Genomic DNA, 14,581 nt, shown 5'->3' on the forward strand with positions numbered 1-14,581 from the left:
CGGGTATCTCCGATTAGCGCGCGTGGCGGACGTGATGTTTCGACGGCTTCGAACCGGCGACGGGTTGAATGCGAGTGGTCGTCGCGGCTGGCTTTGGCAGCAGATGTGCGACGTCGTCTCGGATGACATTATAGAGGGAAGCGCCACCGGTCTGGACGGCGTGATACTTCTCGAAGTCGATGAGCGAGAGAAGCTCTGAGGCGTCGGTATTGAGGATGAAGCTTGCGACTTCCTCGCCGACGATGTGGACGAACTGTTCCGCGATTTCGACGGGCAGTTCATTCACGCGACGGTCGCCTCGACCAAGGTCGGTGCAGTGGCGGCGGACGTTCAGAAGACGCACGCGAGACTCGTCGTTGTTGATCGGCGAGAGGTCGATCTCGACGGTCGGTCCGTAGCCGGGCTTGGCCTCGCAGTTGGTGCTCAGGAGGAGCGACCATGCGCGCCAGTATGCGGAGAAGTGGAAGCGCGGATTGGTGTTGCGCGAACGGTGTCCCATTGGGCTGTCCTTTCGAAGAATGGCAGGGCCAGCCGCTTGTGCGACTGGCAGGGGAGAGGAGTGGTTGGAGCCTCAGGCCGCGACGTCGAACTCGACGTTCTGCGCATTGCGAGTGATGCTTTCGATCTCGTCGCGCATCTGTGCGTAGGTGCGGAAGCCGCGCGGGCGGAAGCCGTATTCTGCCTTGTGCAGATTGTGGAAGTATTCGCCGCCATCGGGGTCGGCGACGAAGGCGTGAACGTGCGGGTTGATCGCGAGGATCGCGTCACGCTTTGCGCTGTAGATCGCGTTCAGCCGATCCTTCTCTTCGCCTTCAGCGGAGTAGAGGTCGGGGAGCATTTCGAGCAGCTCGGATGAGAGTTTGTTCTGCTCTTCGGACGGTGTGGTGCTGACGAGCGGCTGGAGTTCATCGCGTAGCGGCGAGCCGAAGCGAGCGATGCCGTTGTCGTCGACGTAGACGCTCTGGAAGTCTTCGCTGTCGAACGAGACGCAAGCGGCGTAGTCGTCTGCGATCTCGGGGTAGCCAGCCGCATAAGCGCCAGCGAGGATAGCGGTGCGAGCGGCCTTGGCCTTCACGCTGTTGAGGCCCGCAGCGCGGAGCTGCTTGAAGACGCGGTTGCGGAAGGTGAGCGTGTCGGTGCGAGCCATTTTCATTCCCCTATCTGGTTTCAATTCGGCTCAGCCGACATTGAGGGGAAAGACCGGCTGGCGCGTGAGCGTCCAGCCGGCAGGGGTTGGGATTTTCAGGAGCGAGCGATGAGCTCGTCTATGGGAATCCCTGTGCTGTTTTCGAGCCGACCACGGAGCATTCCGTTCTCGGGAAGGTCGCGCGCCAGGCGGGGCTCTTCATCGATGTAGCAGGTATAGCAATCCTTGGGAGCTTTGCGCTGGCGAGCCCGTTCGACTTCGTCTCGTTGGTATCTCTCGTCGCTGCTCATGATGCGGCAGTATGCGACGATGTAAGGATAGGGGTGACGGGCATAGTCGCCCTTGGGGGTAGTCATAATGGTCGTCTTTCGATTGCAGGGCGGCGGTGTGCCGCCGGTGTGTGCAAGACGAACATTCGTTCAGGCATTTTCGCCCGAGTTGCGTCGGCTTCGCGATGTCATCCCCTTATGGGGAATTCGTAGATAGGGGCCCCAGCCGGATGGTGTCCAGCCGGGGATGTGGAGGGGCCTTAGGCCTCGCGTCCCTTCTCTCCGTCGTCGTCCCGGAGGTCTGCCATCTGGACGAGATCGAGGGCGATGGATTCGAGCAAGGCGCGGCCGGAGATGAGCTTGTCCTCATAGGCGATGAGCATGCCGAGCATGAGAGCAAGCTTGGTGAATTCTCCGTCGCGCTGGAAGCGGCGCATGGCGACGTAGATGTAGCCAGTCCAGCGATCGGGGAAGCTCTCGCTCATGAGATGTTCGAACTGACGGCGGCCGTTGACGTCCGTCGGCTGGTCGGTGGAACCGATGTCGAACTCGTCCATGGCTGCGGCCATGTAGCGCACGTTGGCGAGACGGCCTTCGAGCTTGTCGAGCGTTGCTGTACGGCGGATGGGTTCGTCGCCGCCAGGCGCGAGGGCGCCGTCCTTCGAGAAGGTGAAGCCAGCCGCAGCGAGGAGCGGGAATTTGTCGGCGCGATAAGGGCCGGTATCTTCTGCGGCGATGGTAAGAGCAGCAGCGGAGGCGGCAGCGACGAGTGCGATCTTGTTCATTTCATTCCCTTCTCAAATTCAATTCGGCTCAGCCGACATTGAGGGGGAAGACCGGCTGGCGCGGGAGCGTCCAGGCGGCAGGTCAGCAGGCAAAGAAAAAGCGGAGCCGCAGGGGAGTCGGCTCCGCTTCTTGGGGATGGCTTAGCCGAGAGCGCGCTGTATCGCTTCCCGAGTTCGGGTGAGGAGGTGCGGCGTGGGCTCGCCCATTTTGACGAGGGCGAAGTCCTTGCCGATTTCGAAGGCGCGGTAGAAGTCAGTGCCTCTGGCTTCGGGATTGCCGCAGGCATGGCCAGCCGCGGTGCAGCGGGTCTGGGCTTCGAAGCCTTCGTCGAAGCTCTGCCGGTTGTCGGCAACGCAGCGGGCGTAGCCTCCGGGGACTTGGTCGAGATGAAGGTGCATGGGTTATCCCTGTGCGGCTCAGCCGATGAGGCCGTTGGATTTCGCGATAGCGTAACCGATGAGGCCGAGCACCATGGCGGCGAAGCCTACGTAAACGAGGGTGATGTCGTTGTCGGTCGGCGCGGAGTCGTGATCGTACATTTTCATTCCCTCTAAAGCTTCAATTCGGCTCAGCCGAGATTGAGGGGGTGTACCGGTTGGCGCGTGAGCGTCCAGCCGGCAAATCGAATGCCATAGAAAAAGCGGAGCCGCAGGGGAGGCGGCTCCGCTTCTCGGGGATGGACTGAGAGGCTTACTGCTCTTCGTTGCTGTAGCGAGCGACAAGTTCGCCGAGCTTGTAGAGGCGGACGTCGACGGTGAGCAGCTGCTCGTTCATCAGGTTGAAGTCGATGTCGTTGAGCATCTTGTTGAACTCGTCTTCCTTGACGAGGCTGTAGGCGGCTTCGTTCTCGCGGAGTTCGTTCAGCATCTCATCGCCGAGGCCGGAGAGGCTGGCCCAGCGCGAGCCGCCTCCATTGTTGTAGGCGCGCACGAGTATGATGCGATAACCCTGCGAGTCGAGGTTCTCGTTGTCGCTGACCATGGCAGCCATGTGCTCCATGCTGCAGGGAGCGGCGACTTCGTCGATGCTGAGCGGGCGGAGGCTGAGAGCGCTGAGTGCGGTGTTCATCTTTTTCATTCCCTCTATTGGTTTCAATTCGGCTCAGCCGACATTGAGGGGGAAGACCGGCTGGCGCCCTGAGGCGTCCAGCCGGAAGATGAATTAGGCGGCCTGCTTCTCAAGCAGACACCAGAGGTGGAGGTCTTGGGGCAGGTTGAGGGCTTCGCGATCGGCGAGATCGTCGAAGTTCTCTCCGCCGTGGATCTGCCACTGGCCCGGCTCGACTTCGAGGTGGACGATGTTGGCCGCGTAGCAGGCGTCGTGATGGGCCTGATGGTCTGAAGGGTCGGGCAGCGTGTCCGCCTTGGCGAGATAGCTGTCCAGCTCGGCAGCGGCGTCTTCAGCGCCGCCAGCCGTCATGCGAGCAAGGACGCTCTCGCGGTCGAAGGCCATGAAGCGCCACACATCGCAGGAGAAGGAGCCGACGACTTCCCAGCCGGGGACGGCGAGGTCGCCATCGTCGTCCTGATGCTCTTCGCTGAAGCGCTCGGTGATGAGCAGGCGGCCAGCCGCATCGCGCAGGATGGCGACGGAAGTGTTGTCGGTCTGGGTGAAGGCGATCTGGTGCTCACTGGCATGAGCAGCGACGAGGTTGTTGCGGCCGAGGGCATTGCCGAGGCTGAGCTCGCCGTATTCGCGGTTCGCATCGAACGAGGTTCCCTCGTCGAAGGATTTGAGACGGAGGATGTCGGTGAGGAGCATCTTGCCAGTGGGCATGTCGAAGCTGGCGGTGACAACGCCCATGGGAGCGATGTCTTCGACGAGCACGGGCTTGTAGTCGTCGTCGCGCTTGGTGAGCATGGCTTTCCAAGCCACGAAGTTCAGTTCGCAGCGGTCGCCCGAGATGCGGTCGTTGGCTTCGATGCGCCAATCGTTGAGCGGGCCTTCTTCGGAGAAGCTGGTCCCGGTGTCGTAGGTACGGCAGATGCGCTCGTATGCGGTGCGGATGGCATCGCCGCTCGGCGGCTGGTGCGAGCCGGGGATATGGTCCTCGGACTTGCGGCGTGCCCAGCGATCTTGGTCCATGCGGACAAAGATGGCGGACCAGACGTTTTCGAGGGCTTCGAGGAGCCAATCGAAGGTACGAGGGATCTGGCCATCGGTGACGAAGGTATTCCATGCCTCAGCGATGGGAATGTCGCGGCCGCCGAGACCGGAAGCTGCGCCAAGGGCGCCAGCCGTGCGGAGGTCTTCGAGATGCCCCGTGAGGGCGGCCTTGAGCTTGACCTTGTGGTCAGCGAGGCGCGCGCGGTCGGCTTTGTCGGCTTCAGCTGCAGCGTTATAGCGTTCGAGGTCATCAGCAACGCGGTCGAAGTCGCCCGTGCGCCACCATGCGGCGTCGGCGATCGCAGTGAAGTCGATGAGCGAGTAGTGGTCGGCGAAGGCCATTTTCATTCCCCTTGAACGTATCAATTCGGCCCAGCCGACATTGAGGGGGAAGACCGGCTGGCGCCCTGGGCGTCCAGCCGGCAGGGGATATCAGGCGTCAGCCAGCGCGATGACGTTGGCGACATACTCAGCGTCGATTTCCGCGCTCTCCCATTCATGGGTGGCGGTGGAGCCGTCGGGGAGGGTGATGATGTCATCCTCCTCGGCGCAGTCCGTGTCCTTGTCGATGACGAGGACATCGAGCGGGAAGCTTGCGGCAACCTGGTTGACGCAACCGGCATCGACAGTGACGACCACGGGCGGCACGTCGACCTTGTGCTCCGAGATATGGAAGCTCGACATGACTTCGTCATCGAGCAGCTCTTCGAGCTCTTCGTCATCGATGCCCTCGGGGATCTCGACTTCGTTGTCGGAAGCGAGGCGTTCGAGCGCGATGCGACGGCTGGCATGAATGGTCGTGGTGACCTGTTCCGGATTGAGGCAAACGAGAGTGACGATGTTCATGGGCAGGTGCTCCAGAGAGAAGGGATGAGACAGGGGCCGCCGGGCGGCCAGCCGGTTAGGGCATCCAAAGGGTGGAATGATGGAAGTCGGAGCGCCAGACGCGGATCCACGCGATGTAGAAGTCGCGGGTTCCGGTGCCGTTGTCGCGCCAGACCTCGGAGAGGCCGAGGAATTTACGACGAGGCATCATCGCTGGGCTCGCGCTTGGGCAGGTTGAGCGATTTGAGGAAGTCGGTGAGCTTGACGCCCGTGGCTTCGTCACTGGTGAGGCCCCAGATGTAAGAGCCCTCGGCATCGTAGGCCCCGAAGGTCCATTCGCGCTCGTAGATGTCGAGACCGGCATCGCCGTCGGTGATGAGATAGTGCGGGCCATTGGGCTCGATCTCCCAGAGGACAGCCATGCAGCCGCCGCCGGTGTGGTGGCGCTCCCAGCCGCTCTGGCAGAGGGAAGGCAGGAGAAGCTCGCCGAGCTCGACCTTGTCGATGTCCATGACCTCGTAATACGGGTCGGTGGAGACGCCTTCCCACTTGTTCTTGGAGCTGACGTTCTCACGCGCTTCCTTCATGGCCTGCACCTCGTCTTCGGCCCAAACCGAGACGGTGGTCTCTTCGGCGACTTCGCGGCGGACGCGGACGTCATACTTGTTCACTGTGCGTCTCCCTTGGGGGCCGGGGCATCCATGTGGCGGTCGTCCTCGCTGCTGGCGAGTTCTTCCATGGCGTTCCAGCGCAAGAGGAACTGCGAGAGGACGCGGCGCTGGTGCGGAAGGATGCTCGGTTCGTGGAGAAGGTCCTCCACGGAGTATTCCGGCAGGCTCTCGGATTCGAGGAAGGCGTCGTATTCGACCTTCAGGCTTTCGTCGGTATCGTCCTCGAACTCCATGCCGCCGCCAGCCGCGATGTCCTTCAGAGCGATAAGGGCTTCGGTGAAAGTCGGATACGAGTTCTCGACGTTGCCGTCGATGACGTAGAACTCGGTGCGGCCGTTCTTCAGCTCCCAGACTTCGATGACGTAGCCCTGCTCGTAGATGTCGCGGTTCGGATCCCATGCTTCGGCATCGAACAGGTAGTAGGCAACGGTTTTGCCTTGGCCGTTCGGGTGCTGGTAGTTCTCAGGGCAGATGAGGAAGAACATGGATGCGATCCTTTCGACTGGTGTCGGAGGGTTGAGCACGGCTGGCGCGAATGCGCCAGGCGGAAGGGGCGAGGACCAGCCGCGCAGGGCGGCTGGCAGGGGCCTTACTTGTTCAGCCCGGCGGCGCGCTCGATCGAGGCAGCCGGATTGGCGGATGAAGCGAGGTCGGCATAGGCGACATGGGCGAGTTCCACATCACCGTCCCAGACCGTCACAGCATCGGCTCCGAGGTTGGCCGAGTAGAGCCGGTTCGTGCCGGGGAAGGATATCCGGCGGGCGAACTGGTTATCGGTCTTCTGGAGCCAGCCGTTGCCGGATAGCGATGCTGCGACGGCCTCGCGGGTCATTCGACGAGCTCGGCGCCGTTGGTGTAGTGCTCCTTGCTCGCGTTGGGGGTGCAGTCCTGCTCCCACTTGTGGTCGCCCTGATGGCTGAGCTGGATGGCCTTCTCCTCGGCCTCGTCTTCGTCGATCGCGTCGACTTCGAGGGTGATGGACTCGGTCGTGTCACGCGTGACGATGACGGAATAGCGCGCAGTGCTCAGGCCGTCGTCTTCGTCGGCGGCAGCGGGGAACGAGATGTTGATCTCGGAAAGAGCGTCATCGATGACCTTGAAGGCCTGAGCGAGGTCCTCAGTGTAGATGGGGAGCGAAGGGGAATCGAAGGGAAGGTCGGACATCGGGTCCATCGTAACCCGATAATTCTCGGCTTCGGACGAGGATGCGACGACCGGCTCCGTCCCGAGGAATTTGATCGGGTCGATTTCGAAGCCGCGATAGGAGATGGTGTACGGGCTTTGGGTTTCAGCTTTCTTGGCTGCGACCGCCTCGTCAATCGCCTCGACAGCTTCGTCGAAGGTGTCGATCTGGGCGTCGAGACGCGGGGTGTCTTCACCCGGCGGGTAGATTTCGAAGCCAGTTGCCTGGGCCGTAGGAACAGGCACCCAGTCATCGTCGCGAAAGTCGACGGGGACGACGGTGTAGCCGCGATGGACAATGGCGTGTTCGCTTTTGATCATTTTCATTCTTCCTCTGGGTTCATGCCAGAAGGCGTCATGTGACGCCGGCGTTGGTCAGGCAGGATCGCCGTAAGGTTCACCGCAGCGGTCGCACTCGGTATCGGCGGGGAGCTTGTCGGTCTCGTCGATCCACGAGTGCAGCCCTGCCTCGCAATCAGGGTTGGCGGGGAGCCGGGTAGGCTCCTCGACGCCGTGGACAGCCGTGATGCGGCCGCCGCGGAAGGGGAAGTCCATGCTTACCATGACGCAGGGACGGCTGCGGGTGGTAGCGGGACGCTCGGCAACCGGCTGGCCGCCAACGAAAGCGACAGCGAGGGCGTGCTTGTAGCTGTCGGCCTTAGCCTCTGCGGCAGTCAGGCTCAGTCCAATGAGGTCGGTCCAATCGGCCATGTGCGATATCCTTCGGATGGAGAGATAGGGGAGAGGAGGCTCAGGCCGCCTTGATGAGGGGCTGGTGTTGAGGAGTGGGGACGACGTAGGCCATCTCGTCGATGTCATCGCGCACGATGATGCCTTGGATGTCATCACGGTCCTCGCGAGGCGGTTCATCGGTGATCTCGATGACGAGGTCGCCTTCGACCATTCGAGGGAGAATGATGGTCGAGATGATGTCAGCTTCCGATGCAGCGACTTCCGGGTCGAGGCCCTTCTCGATGAGCGTGTTGCACAGGAGACGTTCGAATTCTTTGCTGTCGGTAGCGATCATCGCCTTTTCCTCTCTCAACGGGCTTCGTAGCCAACCATCTCATGATAGTCAGATCTGGCTTCGAGGGCTTTCCGCAGGTGAGGCTCGGCAAGCCCCCGTTTGAGCAGGCGGTCGACGCTGTCGGCCGACGCAGTGCCCGCGCGGACTTGTCCGAGCAGGGCATCGTATCCCTGCATGAAGCCGGTGATTTCCTTCTCCTGAGAGGAGGCAATCCGGGCGGCGCGCTTTTCGGCTTCGAGAGCCTCGCGATCGACGACGAGAAGCTCATCCGGCGTTTCGAGGAAACGCCGGCGCAGTTCGATGATGGGCAGGTCGGTGATTTCATCGGCCTGTTTCTCGACCCATGCCATGAAGTCCTCGAGCTCGGCTGGGGTGCGGAGATTGATCTCCTCATCCCGGCGACGCTGGAGCGCCAGCCGCTCAACGAGACGTCGGGCATGCTTCCAGTGGTCGTACCAGCCGGACTTCACTTTGACGTGGCGGCCGTCGGCATCCTCGATGACGACGCCTTCGATTTCGCGCTTGTAGAGCGCGCTCGAAGGATCGCGCAGCTTCGCGACCTGGGCGCGAAGAGCCTGCTCGTTGGGCAGGGTAGCGATGATGTCGCGGTGCTCGACTTCGATGTATTTGGCCAGCTGGACTAGGCGCTTGTAATCGAGTTTCTCGAATTCCTCGGCATTGTGGACGAAGTCGAGCAGGACGAGACGCTCCTCGTCGTATTCGACGATGTGCGGGTCTTCCGTCGGCGAGATGACTTCGAATGTCGCAGTGCCGTTGAGATCGCGCACAGCGCGAGCCAGGCGCTCGATGCCGCCCGGGCCAAGCACACGGGTGGCAATCTGCTCGAACAGAGCAGCGAAGTCATTGTCCATCGAGCCCTTGGAGGAGAACACCAGTTCGCCGAGGGAATGGTCCCACGAGGCGAGGCCAAGGTATCCGTTCTCCTTCAGGCTCATCGCCATCGGGAATGACCAGTTCGCGCAGATGAAGTCGAGTTCGGTCTCTGGCCGCTCTCCGAGATTGAAGAACTTCTCGAAGGAGCGGGCCACGATGCGGCGCGAACGGTTATCGATGAACAGGCCGCGGGCCTTGTTCGTGATGCCGTCCCAGTGCTGGCCGTAGAAAGCCGATTTGCCGAAGGCGATCGTATCGATGTGCGGGCGCGATTCCTGCGTGCGGATGTTGACGTGCTCATGCGCGTCATAGGCCGCCAGAGCCTCAGCAGAGAGGAAGCCATCCTTGGCGTAGCGGTCCTGCCATGCAGGAATGGGCATCTTGCGGGAGAAGGGCTTGCGGTTCTCCTCGGCATCAATGTCGCGCCATTCGCGGGGCGAGCGGAAGATCGTGTTACGAGCTTCCATCGTCTCCCAGCCGTAGCGGGTCTTCACAGCGAAGCGGACATGGCCGCCGAATTCGGCCTGCCCTTCGAGGTTGAAGGAATACTCGTTGACGCGCGGCGGGTGCATCTTGCGGTTCCGGTGGCCGTGAACCTGCCGCCATTGGCGGCCCTGCGTCGCGGCCCACTCGGCGAAGTCGGCGTCAACGTCGGCGCCGAAGCCGCCTGCACCGTGCATGGCCTGATAGCCAGGCACGAGGGTCAGGTTGTCCGGCACGGCTGGCAGGCCAGCGTGGGTGACGATGACGAGCTGCCCCATGTGGGTGTAGAGGAAGTATTCGCTCATCCCAGCAAGGAAGGCGCGTATATCCGCGTTCTGCGGATTGGTCTTCACCAGGTCGTAGAGCGTGCGGTTCTCGAACTCACGGCTCACGATGTCGCGGCCTTCGATGAAATCGGCGAGGTGGCGCTCGTGATTGCCCTCGATCCAGACGACGTTCTTGCCGAGGCGCGGGTTCACCTGTTCGATGATCCAGTCGAGCACAGCGCCGTTTTCGAGGCCGCGGTCCAGCGCGTCGCCGACGAAGATGTAGAAGGTGTCGTCACGCAGCTGGTAATCGAGAGGCGAGCTTTTGCAGAAGGCGGCGGAGAAGACGCCCTGCAGGTCGCCGATGTGAACGATGCGTTCGTACTCATCGAGATTGACGACTTCGGCACGGATCCACTTCTGGACTTCGTCCATGGAATGGCAGTGGGTGAAGTGGGCCGAGATGCGAGCATCGTCCTTGGGATGCGGCTGGTAGCTGGCGAGCATGCGGCGCATGGACTTCTCGGGCACGCGCTCATGCGCATCGCGCAGAGCGTTGCGGGCGAAGAGGGTGTCTTCATTCATGCCGTAGAAGTCGACGATAGCGATTTCGTAGCCAGCCGCCGCGGCGCGATCGATGATGGCTTCATAGAGTTCGGGATTGGCGAAGGTCGCGTCCATCGCGATGAACTCGCTGCGCGAGATGCGGTATTCGAGCGAGGACTGGACGACACCCCAGATCTGATGGGCGTTTTCCTGATCGATGACGAGCTGGCCCTTGTGGTTGAGCACACGGCCGCGATGCGCTTCGCGCATTACATCGGCGGAAAGGCGGTGGCCCTCTAGCTCGAGAGCCCGGACGAGGTGGGTCTTGCCCGAAGCCTGCGGCCCGCGGACGATAAGCATCTTGCGCATTGCTGCGTCTCCCCTGTTTCGATTGTGGTGGTGCCCCGAAGCAGGGGTCAGCTGACGCTGGTGAAGATCCGGACGAGTTCCTCGGCGGCGAACACCGAGATGACGAAGCTGATGAGGGCATCGACACGCGAACCGTGGCCGAGCTGGATGATGAACTCGGTGGCGAAGAACGGAGCGAGCAACGCCGCAAGGACGTTGAGGAAGCTGTAGTGGCCGTTCGCGCAGACAGCGATGGTGAGAAACACCATGGCGCACCATGTGATGACGAAGAGAACCTCGCCTGATGGCTTCTGGGTAGCTTGCGCGCAGATGCGCTGGAGACTGTTCATTTTTTCATTCCCATGTCCGGATGTACCGGAGGTCTTCAAGGCATTGGGGATGGGGCCGGCTGGGGCGTGAGCTCCCAGGCGCAATCGGGCTGGGCCATGGCAGGGGCCAGCCGTGCAGGCCACATCGGGAATCTACGGTGTGGCAGGCTCTTTTCACGAAAGAAGCGGAGCCGCCGAGGAAGGAGCGGCTCCGCTTCAGGGCGGCTGGGGCTTGAGGGGTTAGCCCCAGTAGACTTTCGTCGCGTCGTGGCGCTTGGCGCAGGCGACGAAGGCGTTGAGCGGAACGCTCATGCCGGTGTTGAGCCCGCGGGCGGCGACGGCGGCTTCGAAGGTCGTGAAGTCGACTTCGCCGGTCGCTTCATCACGCTCGAACGGAATTTCGAGAGTGGTGAGCATCTGGTCGAAGCGGCCGTTGGTGAGGCGCACCTCCACGGTGTCTGCCTCCCAGTTGACGGCATCGAGGCGAGCAGGGCCATCCTCGCTGCCGGTGAAGCCGATCTGGACGCGCAGGCTGACGACGGTGTCGAGCATGCGGGCGGCGTCGTCGCTGTGGGCCGCGAGGGTCTCGCGGAGCTTGGCGAGGATGCGCTCTTCGAGCAGGCAGGGGCCGAAGTCGCCGACGTACGAAGCATGACGGGGATTGTCGGCGACGTAGGTGAAGACGGACTGGCCGTTGGTCAGCTTCACGCCTTCGAGCAGTTCAGCGATCTGCTGAACGACTTCGTCGGTGAGAGCGATGGTGCCCTGAGGAGCAACAGCGTTGATGGCTGCCCAGAGGCTCGCGCTATCGCGCGGGGTGGCAGTGGCGAAATGGAGCGAAGTCGACATTTTTCATTCCCCTTATCGGTTTCACTGTCGGATCACCGACATTGAGGGGGAAGCCGCCCGGCGCCCTGGGGCGTCCGGGCGGAAGCAGGGGATGGGAGAAGAAGAGGCCTCAGGCCTCCTCGTCGTCCTCGTCCTCGTCCTCGGGAAAGTAGACGCCCTGATAGGGGCAGCGCTCTGAGGCCGGAAGCGAGGCATAGTCCTCGTTCGGGCTGAAGGAGAACTTCAGCGGGAATTCGAGCTCCACGCGGCGGGGGATGAGCAGGCCCGACTTGATCGCGGTATTGGCATCCATGCCATCGAAGAACTCGTGGGGAGTGCCGTAGGTGATATCGAGATGCGTGATCGGCTGGTCGACGATGGGCGGGTAGCGATGGAAGATGGTGTAGAGCTGGCCGGTCTTCGAATGCTCGAAGTAATTGCCGTGCTCCAGCGATACGCCGACCATCTTGGCGTTGCCGCATACCTCGATAGCTTCCTGAAGCTGCTCAGGGGTGAGGTTGCGCTCAGCAAGCCACTGATAGGCATCGACGCCGCCGAAGACGCCGCACCCTTCGTAGTCGTCTTCCTTGATCGGCGCTTCATCGCCGGGCTGCAGGAGATAGACGTCACGAGCGCCACGGCTGGAATCGCTGATAGCGATGGATTCGTTGGTGTCGGCGGTCTTCCACGAGAACGTGCCCATGCACATTTCCTTCCTTAAAAATTGCTGGCCACAGGCAGCATGGAACAGAAAAACGGGGCCGCCTGGTGGCGGCCCCGCTTCAGGGGAGAGGAGCGATAGGGGTCAGGCAGCGCGAGGCAGGCCGAGTATCTTCATCTGGCACCAGTAGAACCGGGCTTCGACCTCAACCTCCCTTCCGGGGAGGAGATGGCCGCGGAGGGCATGAGCCACATGGCTCTCTGCGATGACGGTTTCGTGGAAGACCACGCCGTCCTCGCGCTCGAAGCGGGTATTCTCGAAGCCGACTGCGCCGGTGGAGAAGGTGCGCCGCGACCCGGGGACGCGTGCGGGCACCTTCTCGCCGATGAGAAGCTTCGTGACGAAGTTTCCGAGGCGGGGAGTGTAAGGGGAAGGCATGTGCCTCAGCCCCAGCTGACGGTCGAGGCGCCGTGGCGCTTGGCGCAGGCGATGAACTGCTCGAGGCGATCGGGCATGTCCGTACGCCAGCCGTTCTCTTCGACTGCGGCTTCGAACTTGGCGAGTTCGATTTCGCCGTATCCGGCTGGGCCGTCGTAGTCGACGCCGAGCTGGCGGAACATCTCGTAGAGATTGCCTGACGAGCGGTTGATCTCGACCTCGTCTGCGACGCCGTTCACGCCCTTGAGGCGCGAACCGAGGTAGTCCTTGCCGGAGAGCGAGATCTGGAGGCCCAGTTCGACGATCGTGTCGAACATGGCGACTGCAGCGTCGCTCTCTTCTTCGAGCAGGGTTCGCAGCTGGCGGAAGGTGTCTTCGCCGAGCAGCGAGGGGCCGAACGAGGGGACGAAGGACGGCATGGCGAACTCATCTTCCACCGGATAGTGGTAGGCGGTGACGGTCTGGCCGTTCGAGAGAGGAGCGTTCTCGAGCAGCTTCGCTGCTTCAGCGACGGTCTCTTCGGAGATGTAGACGATGCCGTCGGCAGCGATGGCGGTGATGGCAGCCCAGTTGGCGGCTGCGTCGAAGGTGGCGGCGGTGTCGTGCATGAGGTTCATCGACATTTTCATTCCCCTATCTGGTTCAATTCGGGTCAACCGACATTGAGAGGTGAAGCGGCCGGCGCGTCAGCGTCCGGGCGAAAGGGGCACGGATGTGCCTGGGCGGGTTACCGCCCCATCTCGAGAAAGGTCTCAGCGCTCCATTTATCATCCATGGGCTCATTGCCCTTGGTGAGGATGACGATGTCCTCGTATTCGGGGTCGTTGCCAGCGTTGCTCACCGCCCGGTAACGGATACCGGCAATGGTGTGCCACTCGCCGTCGTCGATTCCATCGAGAATGGCGGCCATTGTCTGGACGGGGCGCAGCCCGGTCTGGGCAGCAGGAAGGTCTTTGACCTCTTCGTCGTCGAGCTGTTGGGCGAACTCTACGAGGTCGTTGATGCTCCAGTCGCAGGCGTCCGGCAGAGTTCTCGGGCCGGAATTGTCGTCGATGCGGCGGGTCTCGATGTGGATCGCGAAGGCCTCTGGGCTCTCAGTCATGACCTGCATCCGCTCCGAATTGTCGAAGTAGAGCCGCTCGCGGGTCTCGAAGCCGCGCCGCGCGGGACGCCAGCCGGCGGTGAAGCCGTCGGTGCAGATGGCCGAGACGACGCGCAGGATGCGATCTTTGGCGGGCTGTATGTCGGTCATGGAGCGGTCCTTGGCGGAAGGTGCATAGGGCGTGACGGCTGGCCGCCGGTTATCGCCGGCGGCCAGGTCCGGTCACATGAACGGGTTCGAACTGCCGAGTGCGGCGAGGAAGCCGAAGGCGGCGACTGCGGTACCAGCAGCAGCAGGGGCGGGGATGCGGGCAGCGGCAAGCTTCTCGCAGTCATCGCCGGTGTAGTGCTCGAGGCGAAGCTCGAAGTGCTCGTCGATGACGATTTCGCCGTCGTAGGAGAGCAGGGCGTCATGGAAGCGGCTGCGCGCACGCTCGGTCAGGCCGCAGCGACCGCCGGCGCCCGATGCGTCGTGCATGCGGGGGAGAGCGTCGTGCAGGAGCCATGCGTTAGCGGCATTCCATGCACCGCGGTCATCGCGTGCGCCGGGGAATTCCTCGGAGAGGACGGAGCCATCGGGTGCGCGCAGCGAGGCGTGCCACATAGACTGGTTGACGCAAGGAACAGTCTGGTCGGTCGGAGCCGGAGCGGGAGCATTGCGGTTGAACGGCATT

23 protein-coding genes are annotated in these 14,581 nt (G+C 62.4%); all 23 read right to left on the reverse strand.

All coding sequences use genetic code 11. The features are described 5' to 3' along the window. Positions 1-13: 13 nt before the first annotated feature. The 23 genes from DVR09_RS15165 to DVR09_RS15265 all read right to left on the reverse strand — a co-directional run bounded on the left by DVR09_RS15165 (position 14) and on the right by DVR09_RS15265 (position 14,580). Positions 14-499, reverse strand: coding sequence for a hypothetical protein (locus tag DVR09_RS15165; RefSeq protein ID WP_115418107.1), 486 nt, complete (start codon positions 497-499; stop codon positions 14-16). A 72-nt stretch (positions 500-571) separates the two neighbouring features. Further along, a complete protein-coding gene (locus DVR09_RS15170; RefSeq protein ID WP_162815016.1) occupies positions 572-1,147 on the reverse strand; it encodes a hypothetical protein in 576 nt (191 codons plus the stop codon). Positions 1,148-1,242: 95 nt separating this feature from the next. Then, positions 1,243-1,503 (reverse strand): hypothetical protein, encoded by a 261-nt coding sequence (locus DVR09_RS15175; RefSeq protein WP_115418109.1) that lies wholly within the window; start codon positions 1,501-1,503, stop codon positions 1,243-1,245. A 173-nt stretch (positions 1,504-1,676) separates the two neighbouring features. Beyond that, entirely contained in the window at positions 1,677-2,201 is a 525-nt protein-coding gene (locus DVR09_RS15180) for a hypothetical protein (protein ID WP_115418110.1), read from the reverse strand. Between the two features lie 141 nt (positions 2,202-2,342). After that, a complete protein-coding gene (locus DVR09_RS15185) occupies positions 2,343-2,600 on the reverse strand; it encodes a hypothetical protein (protein WP_115418111.1) in 258 nt (85 codons plus the stop codon). An 18-nt stretch (positions 2,601-2,618) separates the two neighbouring features. Beyond that, entirely contained in the window at positions 2,619-2,741 is a 123-nt protein-coding gene (locus DVR09_RS17800; RefSeq protein WP_267899721.1) for a hypothetical protein, read from the reverse strand. A gap of 151 nt (positions 2,742-2,892) precedes the next feature. Further along, entirely contained in the window at positions 2,893-3,270 is a 378-nt protein-coding gene (locus DVR09_RS15190) for a hypothetical protein (RefSeq protein ID WP_115418112.1), read from the reverse strand. Positions 3,271-3,363: 93 nt separating this feature from the next. Next, positions 3,364-4,650, reverse strand: coding sequence for a hypothetical protein (locus tag DVR09_RS15195; protein ID WP_115418113.1), 1,287 nt, complete (start codon positions 4,648-4,650; stop codon positions 3,364-3,366). Positions 4,651-4,740: 90 nt separating this feature from the next. Next, the gene (locus DVR09_RS15200; RefSeq protein ID WP_115418114.1) at positions 4,741-5,154 is read right to left on the reverse strand and encodes a hypothetical protein; all 414 of its coding nucleotides are present in this window, start codon (positions 5,152-5,154) and stop codon (positions 4,741-4,743) included. Between the two features lie 173 nt (positions 5,155-5,327). Continuing rightward, entirely contained in the window at positions 5,328-5,804 is a 477-nt protein-coding gene (locus DVR09_RS15205; protein ID WP_115418115.1) for a lytic transglycosylase domain-containing protein, read from the reverse strand. Next, positions 5,801-6,289 (reverse strand): hypothetical protein, encoded by a 489-nt coding sequence (locus DVR09_RS15210; RefSeq protein ID WP_115418116.1) that lies wholly within the window; start codon positions 6,287-6,289, stop codon positions 5,801-5,803. Before DVR09_RS15210 ends, DVR09_RS15205 begins: the two co-directional genes overlap by 4 nt. Positions 6,290-6,393: 104 nt before the next feature. Next, on the reverse strand, positions 6,394-6,636 hold the full coding sequence (locus tag DVR09_RS15215; protein WP_115418117.1) for a hypothetical protein: 243 nt from the start codon (positions 6,634-6,636) through the stop codon (positions 6,394-6,396). Next, positions 6,633-7,307: a hypothetical protein gene (locus tag DVR09_RS17710; protein WP_234041650.1), complete on the reverse strand. Its 675-nt coding sequence runs from the start codon at positions 7,305-7,307 to the stop codon at positions 6,633-6,635. The genes DVR09_RS15215 and DVR09_RS17710 overlap by 4 nt, the downstream gene beginning before the upstream one ends. A 54-nt stretch (positions 7,308-7,361) precedes the next feature. Further along, the gene (locus tag DVR09_RS15225) at positions 7,362-7,697 is read right to left on the reverse strand and encodes a hypothetical protein (RefSeq protein ID WP_115418118.1); all 336 of its coding nucleotides are present in this window, start codon (positions 7,695-7,697) and stop codon (positions 7,362-7,364) included. Between the two features lie 40 nt (positions 7,698-7,737). Then, a complete protein-coding gene (locus DVR09_RS15230) occupies positions 7,738-8,013 on the reverse strand; it encodes a hypothetical protein (protein WP_115418119.1) in 276 nt (91 codons plus the stop codon). Positions 8,014-8,027: 14 nt separating this feature from the next. Further along, complete coding sequence (locus tag DVR09_RS15235; protein ID WP_162815017.1) at positions 8,028-10,571, reverse strand: RNA ligase; 2,544 nt, start codon at positions 10,569-10,571, stop codon at positions 8,028-8,030. 47 nt (positions 10,572-10,618) lie between these two features. Then, positions 10,619-10,900 (reverse strand): hypothetical protein, encoded by a 282-nt coding sequence (locus DVR09_RS17265; protein ID WP_162815018.1) that lies wholly within the window; start codon positions 10,898-10,900, stop codon positions 10,619-10,621. A gap of 219 nt (positions 10,901-11,119) precedes the next feature. Further along, the gene (locus tag DVR09_RS15240) at positions 11,120-11,728 is read right to left on the reverse strand and encodes a hypothetical protein (protein ID WP_115418121.1); all 609 of its coding nucleotides are present in this window, start codon (positions 11,726-11,728) and stop codon (positions 11,120-11,122) included. A 109-nt stretch (positions 11,729-11,837) separates the two neighbouring features. After that, positions 11,838-12,410 carry a hypothetical protein gene (locus DVR09_RS15245; RefSeq protein ID WP_115418122.1) on the reverse strand — a complete coding sequence of 191 codons (573 nt, stop codon included), beginning with the start codon at positions 12,408-12,410 and terminating at the stop codon, positions 11,838-11,840. A 102-nt stretch (positions 12,411-12,512) separates the two neighbouring features. Then, the gene (locus DVR09_RS15250; RefSeq protein WP_115418123.1) at positions 12,513-12,806 is read right to left on the reverse strand and encodes a hypothetical protein; all 294 of its coding nucleotides are present in this window, start codon (positions 12,804-12,806) and stop codon (positions 12,513-12,515) included. A 5-nt stretch (positions 12,807-12,811) separates the two neighbouring features. Then, entirely contained in the window at positions 12,812-13,429 is a 618-nt protein-coding gene (locus DVR09_RS15255) for a hypothetical protein (protein WP_162815019.1), read from the reverse strand. Between the two features lie 104 nt (positions 13,430-13,533). Then, the gene (locus DVR09_RS15260) at positions 13,534-14,058 is read right to left on the reverse strand and encodes a hypothetical protein (RefSeq protein WP_115418125.1); all 525 of its coding nucleotides are present in this window, start codon (positions 14,056-14,058) and stop codon (positions 13,534-13,536) included. A gap of 72 nt (positions 14,059-14,130) precedes the next feature. After that, positions 14,131-14,580 (reverse strand): hypothetical protein, encoded by a 450-nt coding sequence (locus tag DVR09_RS15265; RefSeq protein WP_115418126.1) that lies wholly within the window; start codon positions 14,578-14,580, stop codon positions 14,131-14,133. Position 14,581 lies beyond the last annotated feature (1 nt).

The organism is Erythrobacter aureus (genome assembly GCF_003355455.1).
GTDB lineage: Bacteria > Pseudomonadota > Alphaproteobacteria > Sphingomonadales > Sphingomonadaceae > Qipengyuania > Qipengyuania aurea.

What these genes read in the sequence shown, in the direction of transcription:
- DVR09_RS15165 (WP_115418107.1), bottom strand. Translation starts at nt 499, where the DNA reads ATGGGACACCGTTCGCGCAACACCAATCCGCGCTTCCACTTCTCCGCA.
- DVR09_RS15170 (WP_162815016.1), bottom strand. Translation starts at nt 1,147, where the DNA reads ATGGCTCGCACCGACACGCTCACCTTCCGCAACCGCGTCTTCAAGCAG.
- DVR09_RS15175 (WP_115418109.1), bottom strand. Translation starts at nt 1,503, where the DNA reads ATGACTACCCCCAAGGGCGACTATGCCCGTCACCCCTATCCTTACATC.
- DVR09_RS15180 (WP_115418110.1), bottom strand. Translation starts at nt 2,201, where the DNA reads ATGAACAAGATCGCACTCGTCGCTGCCGCCTCCGCTGCTGCTCTTACC.
- DVR09_RS15185 (WP_115418111.1), bottom strand. Translation starts at nt 2,600, where the DNA reads ATGCACCTTCATCTCGACCAAGTCCCCGGAGGCTACGCCCGCTGCGTT.
- DVR09_RS17800 (WP_267899721.1), bottom strand. Translation starts at nt 2,741, where the DNA reads ATGTACGATCACGACTCCGCGCCGACCGACAACGACATCACCCTCGTT.
- DVR09_RS15190 (WP_115418112.1), bottom strand. Translation starts at nt 3,270, where the DNA reads ATGAACACCGCACTCAGCGCTCTCAGCCTCCGCCCGCTCAGCATCGAC.
- DVR09_RS15195 (WP_115418113.1), bottom strand. Translation starts at nt 4,650, where the DNA reads ATGGCCTTCGCCGACCACTACTCGCTCATCGACTTCACTGCGATCGCC.
- DVR09_RS15200 (WP_115418114.1), bottom strand. Translation starts at nt 5,154, where the DNA reads ATGAACATCGTCACTCTCGTTTGCCTCAATCCGGAACAGGTCACCACG.
- DVR09_RS15210 (WP_115418116.1), bottom strand. Translation starts at nt 6,289, where the DNA reads ATGTTCTTCCTCATCTGCCCTGAGAACTACCAGCACCCGAACGGCCAA.
- DVR09_RS15215 (WP_115418117.1), bottom strand. Translation starts at nt 6,636, where the DNA reads ATGACCCGCGAGGCCGTCGCAGCATCGCTATCCGGCAACGGCTGGCTC.
- DVR09_RS17710 (WP_234041650.1), bottom strand. Translation starts at nt 7,307, where the DNA reads ATGATCAAAAGCGAACACGCCATTGTCCATCGCGGCTACACCGTCGTC.
- DVR09_RS15225 (WP_115418118.1), bottom strand. Translation starts at nt 7,697, where the DNA reads ATGGCCGATTGGACCGACCTCATTGGACTGAGCCTGACTGCCGCAGAG.
- DVR09_RS15230 (WP_115418119.1), bottom strand. Translation starts at nt 8,013, where the DNA reads ATGATCGCTACCGACAGCAAAGAATTCGAACGTCTCCTGTGCAACACG.
- DVR09_RS15235 (WP_162815017.1), bottom strand. Translation starts at nt 10,571, where the DNA reads ATGCGCAAGATGCTTATCGTCCGCGGGCCGCAGGCTTCGGGCAAGACC.
- DVR09_RS17265 (WP_162815018.1), bottom strand. Translation starts at nt 10,900, where the DNA reads ATGAACAGTCTCCAGCGCATCTGCGCGCAAGCTACCCAGAAGCCATCA.
- DVR09_RS15240 (WP_115418121.1), bottom strand. Translation starts at nt 11,728, where the DNA reads ATGTCGACTTCGCTCCATTTCGCCACTGCCACCCCGCGCGATAGCGCG.
- DVR09_RS15245 (WP_115418122.1), bottom strand. Translation starts at nt 12,410, where the DNA reads ATGGGCACGTTCTCGTGGAAGACCGCCGACACCAACGAATCCATCGCT.
- DVR09_RS15250 (WP_115418123.1), bottom strand. Translation starts at nt 12,806, where the DNA reads ATGCCTTCCCCTTACACTCCCCGCCTCGGAAACTTCGTCACGAAGCTT.
- DVR09_RS15255 (WP_162815019.1), bottom strand. Translation starts at nt 13,429, where the DNA reads ATGTCGATGAACCTCATGCACGACACCGCCGCCACCTTCGACGCAGCC.
- DVR09_RS15260 (WP_115418125.1), bottom strand. Translation starts at nt 14,058, where the DNA reads ATGACCGACATACAGCCCGCCAAAGATCGCATCCTGCGCGTCGTCTCG.
- DVR09_RS15265 (WP_115418126.1), bottom strand. Translation starts at nt 14,580, where the DNA reads ATGCCGTTCAACCGCAATGCTCCCGCTCCGGCTCCGACCGACCAGACT.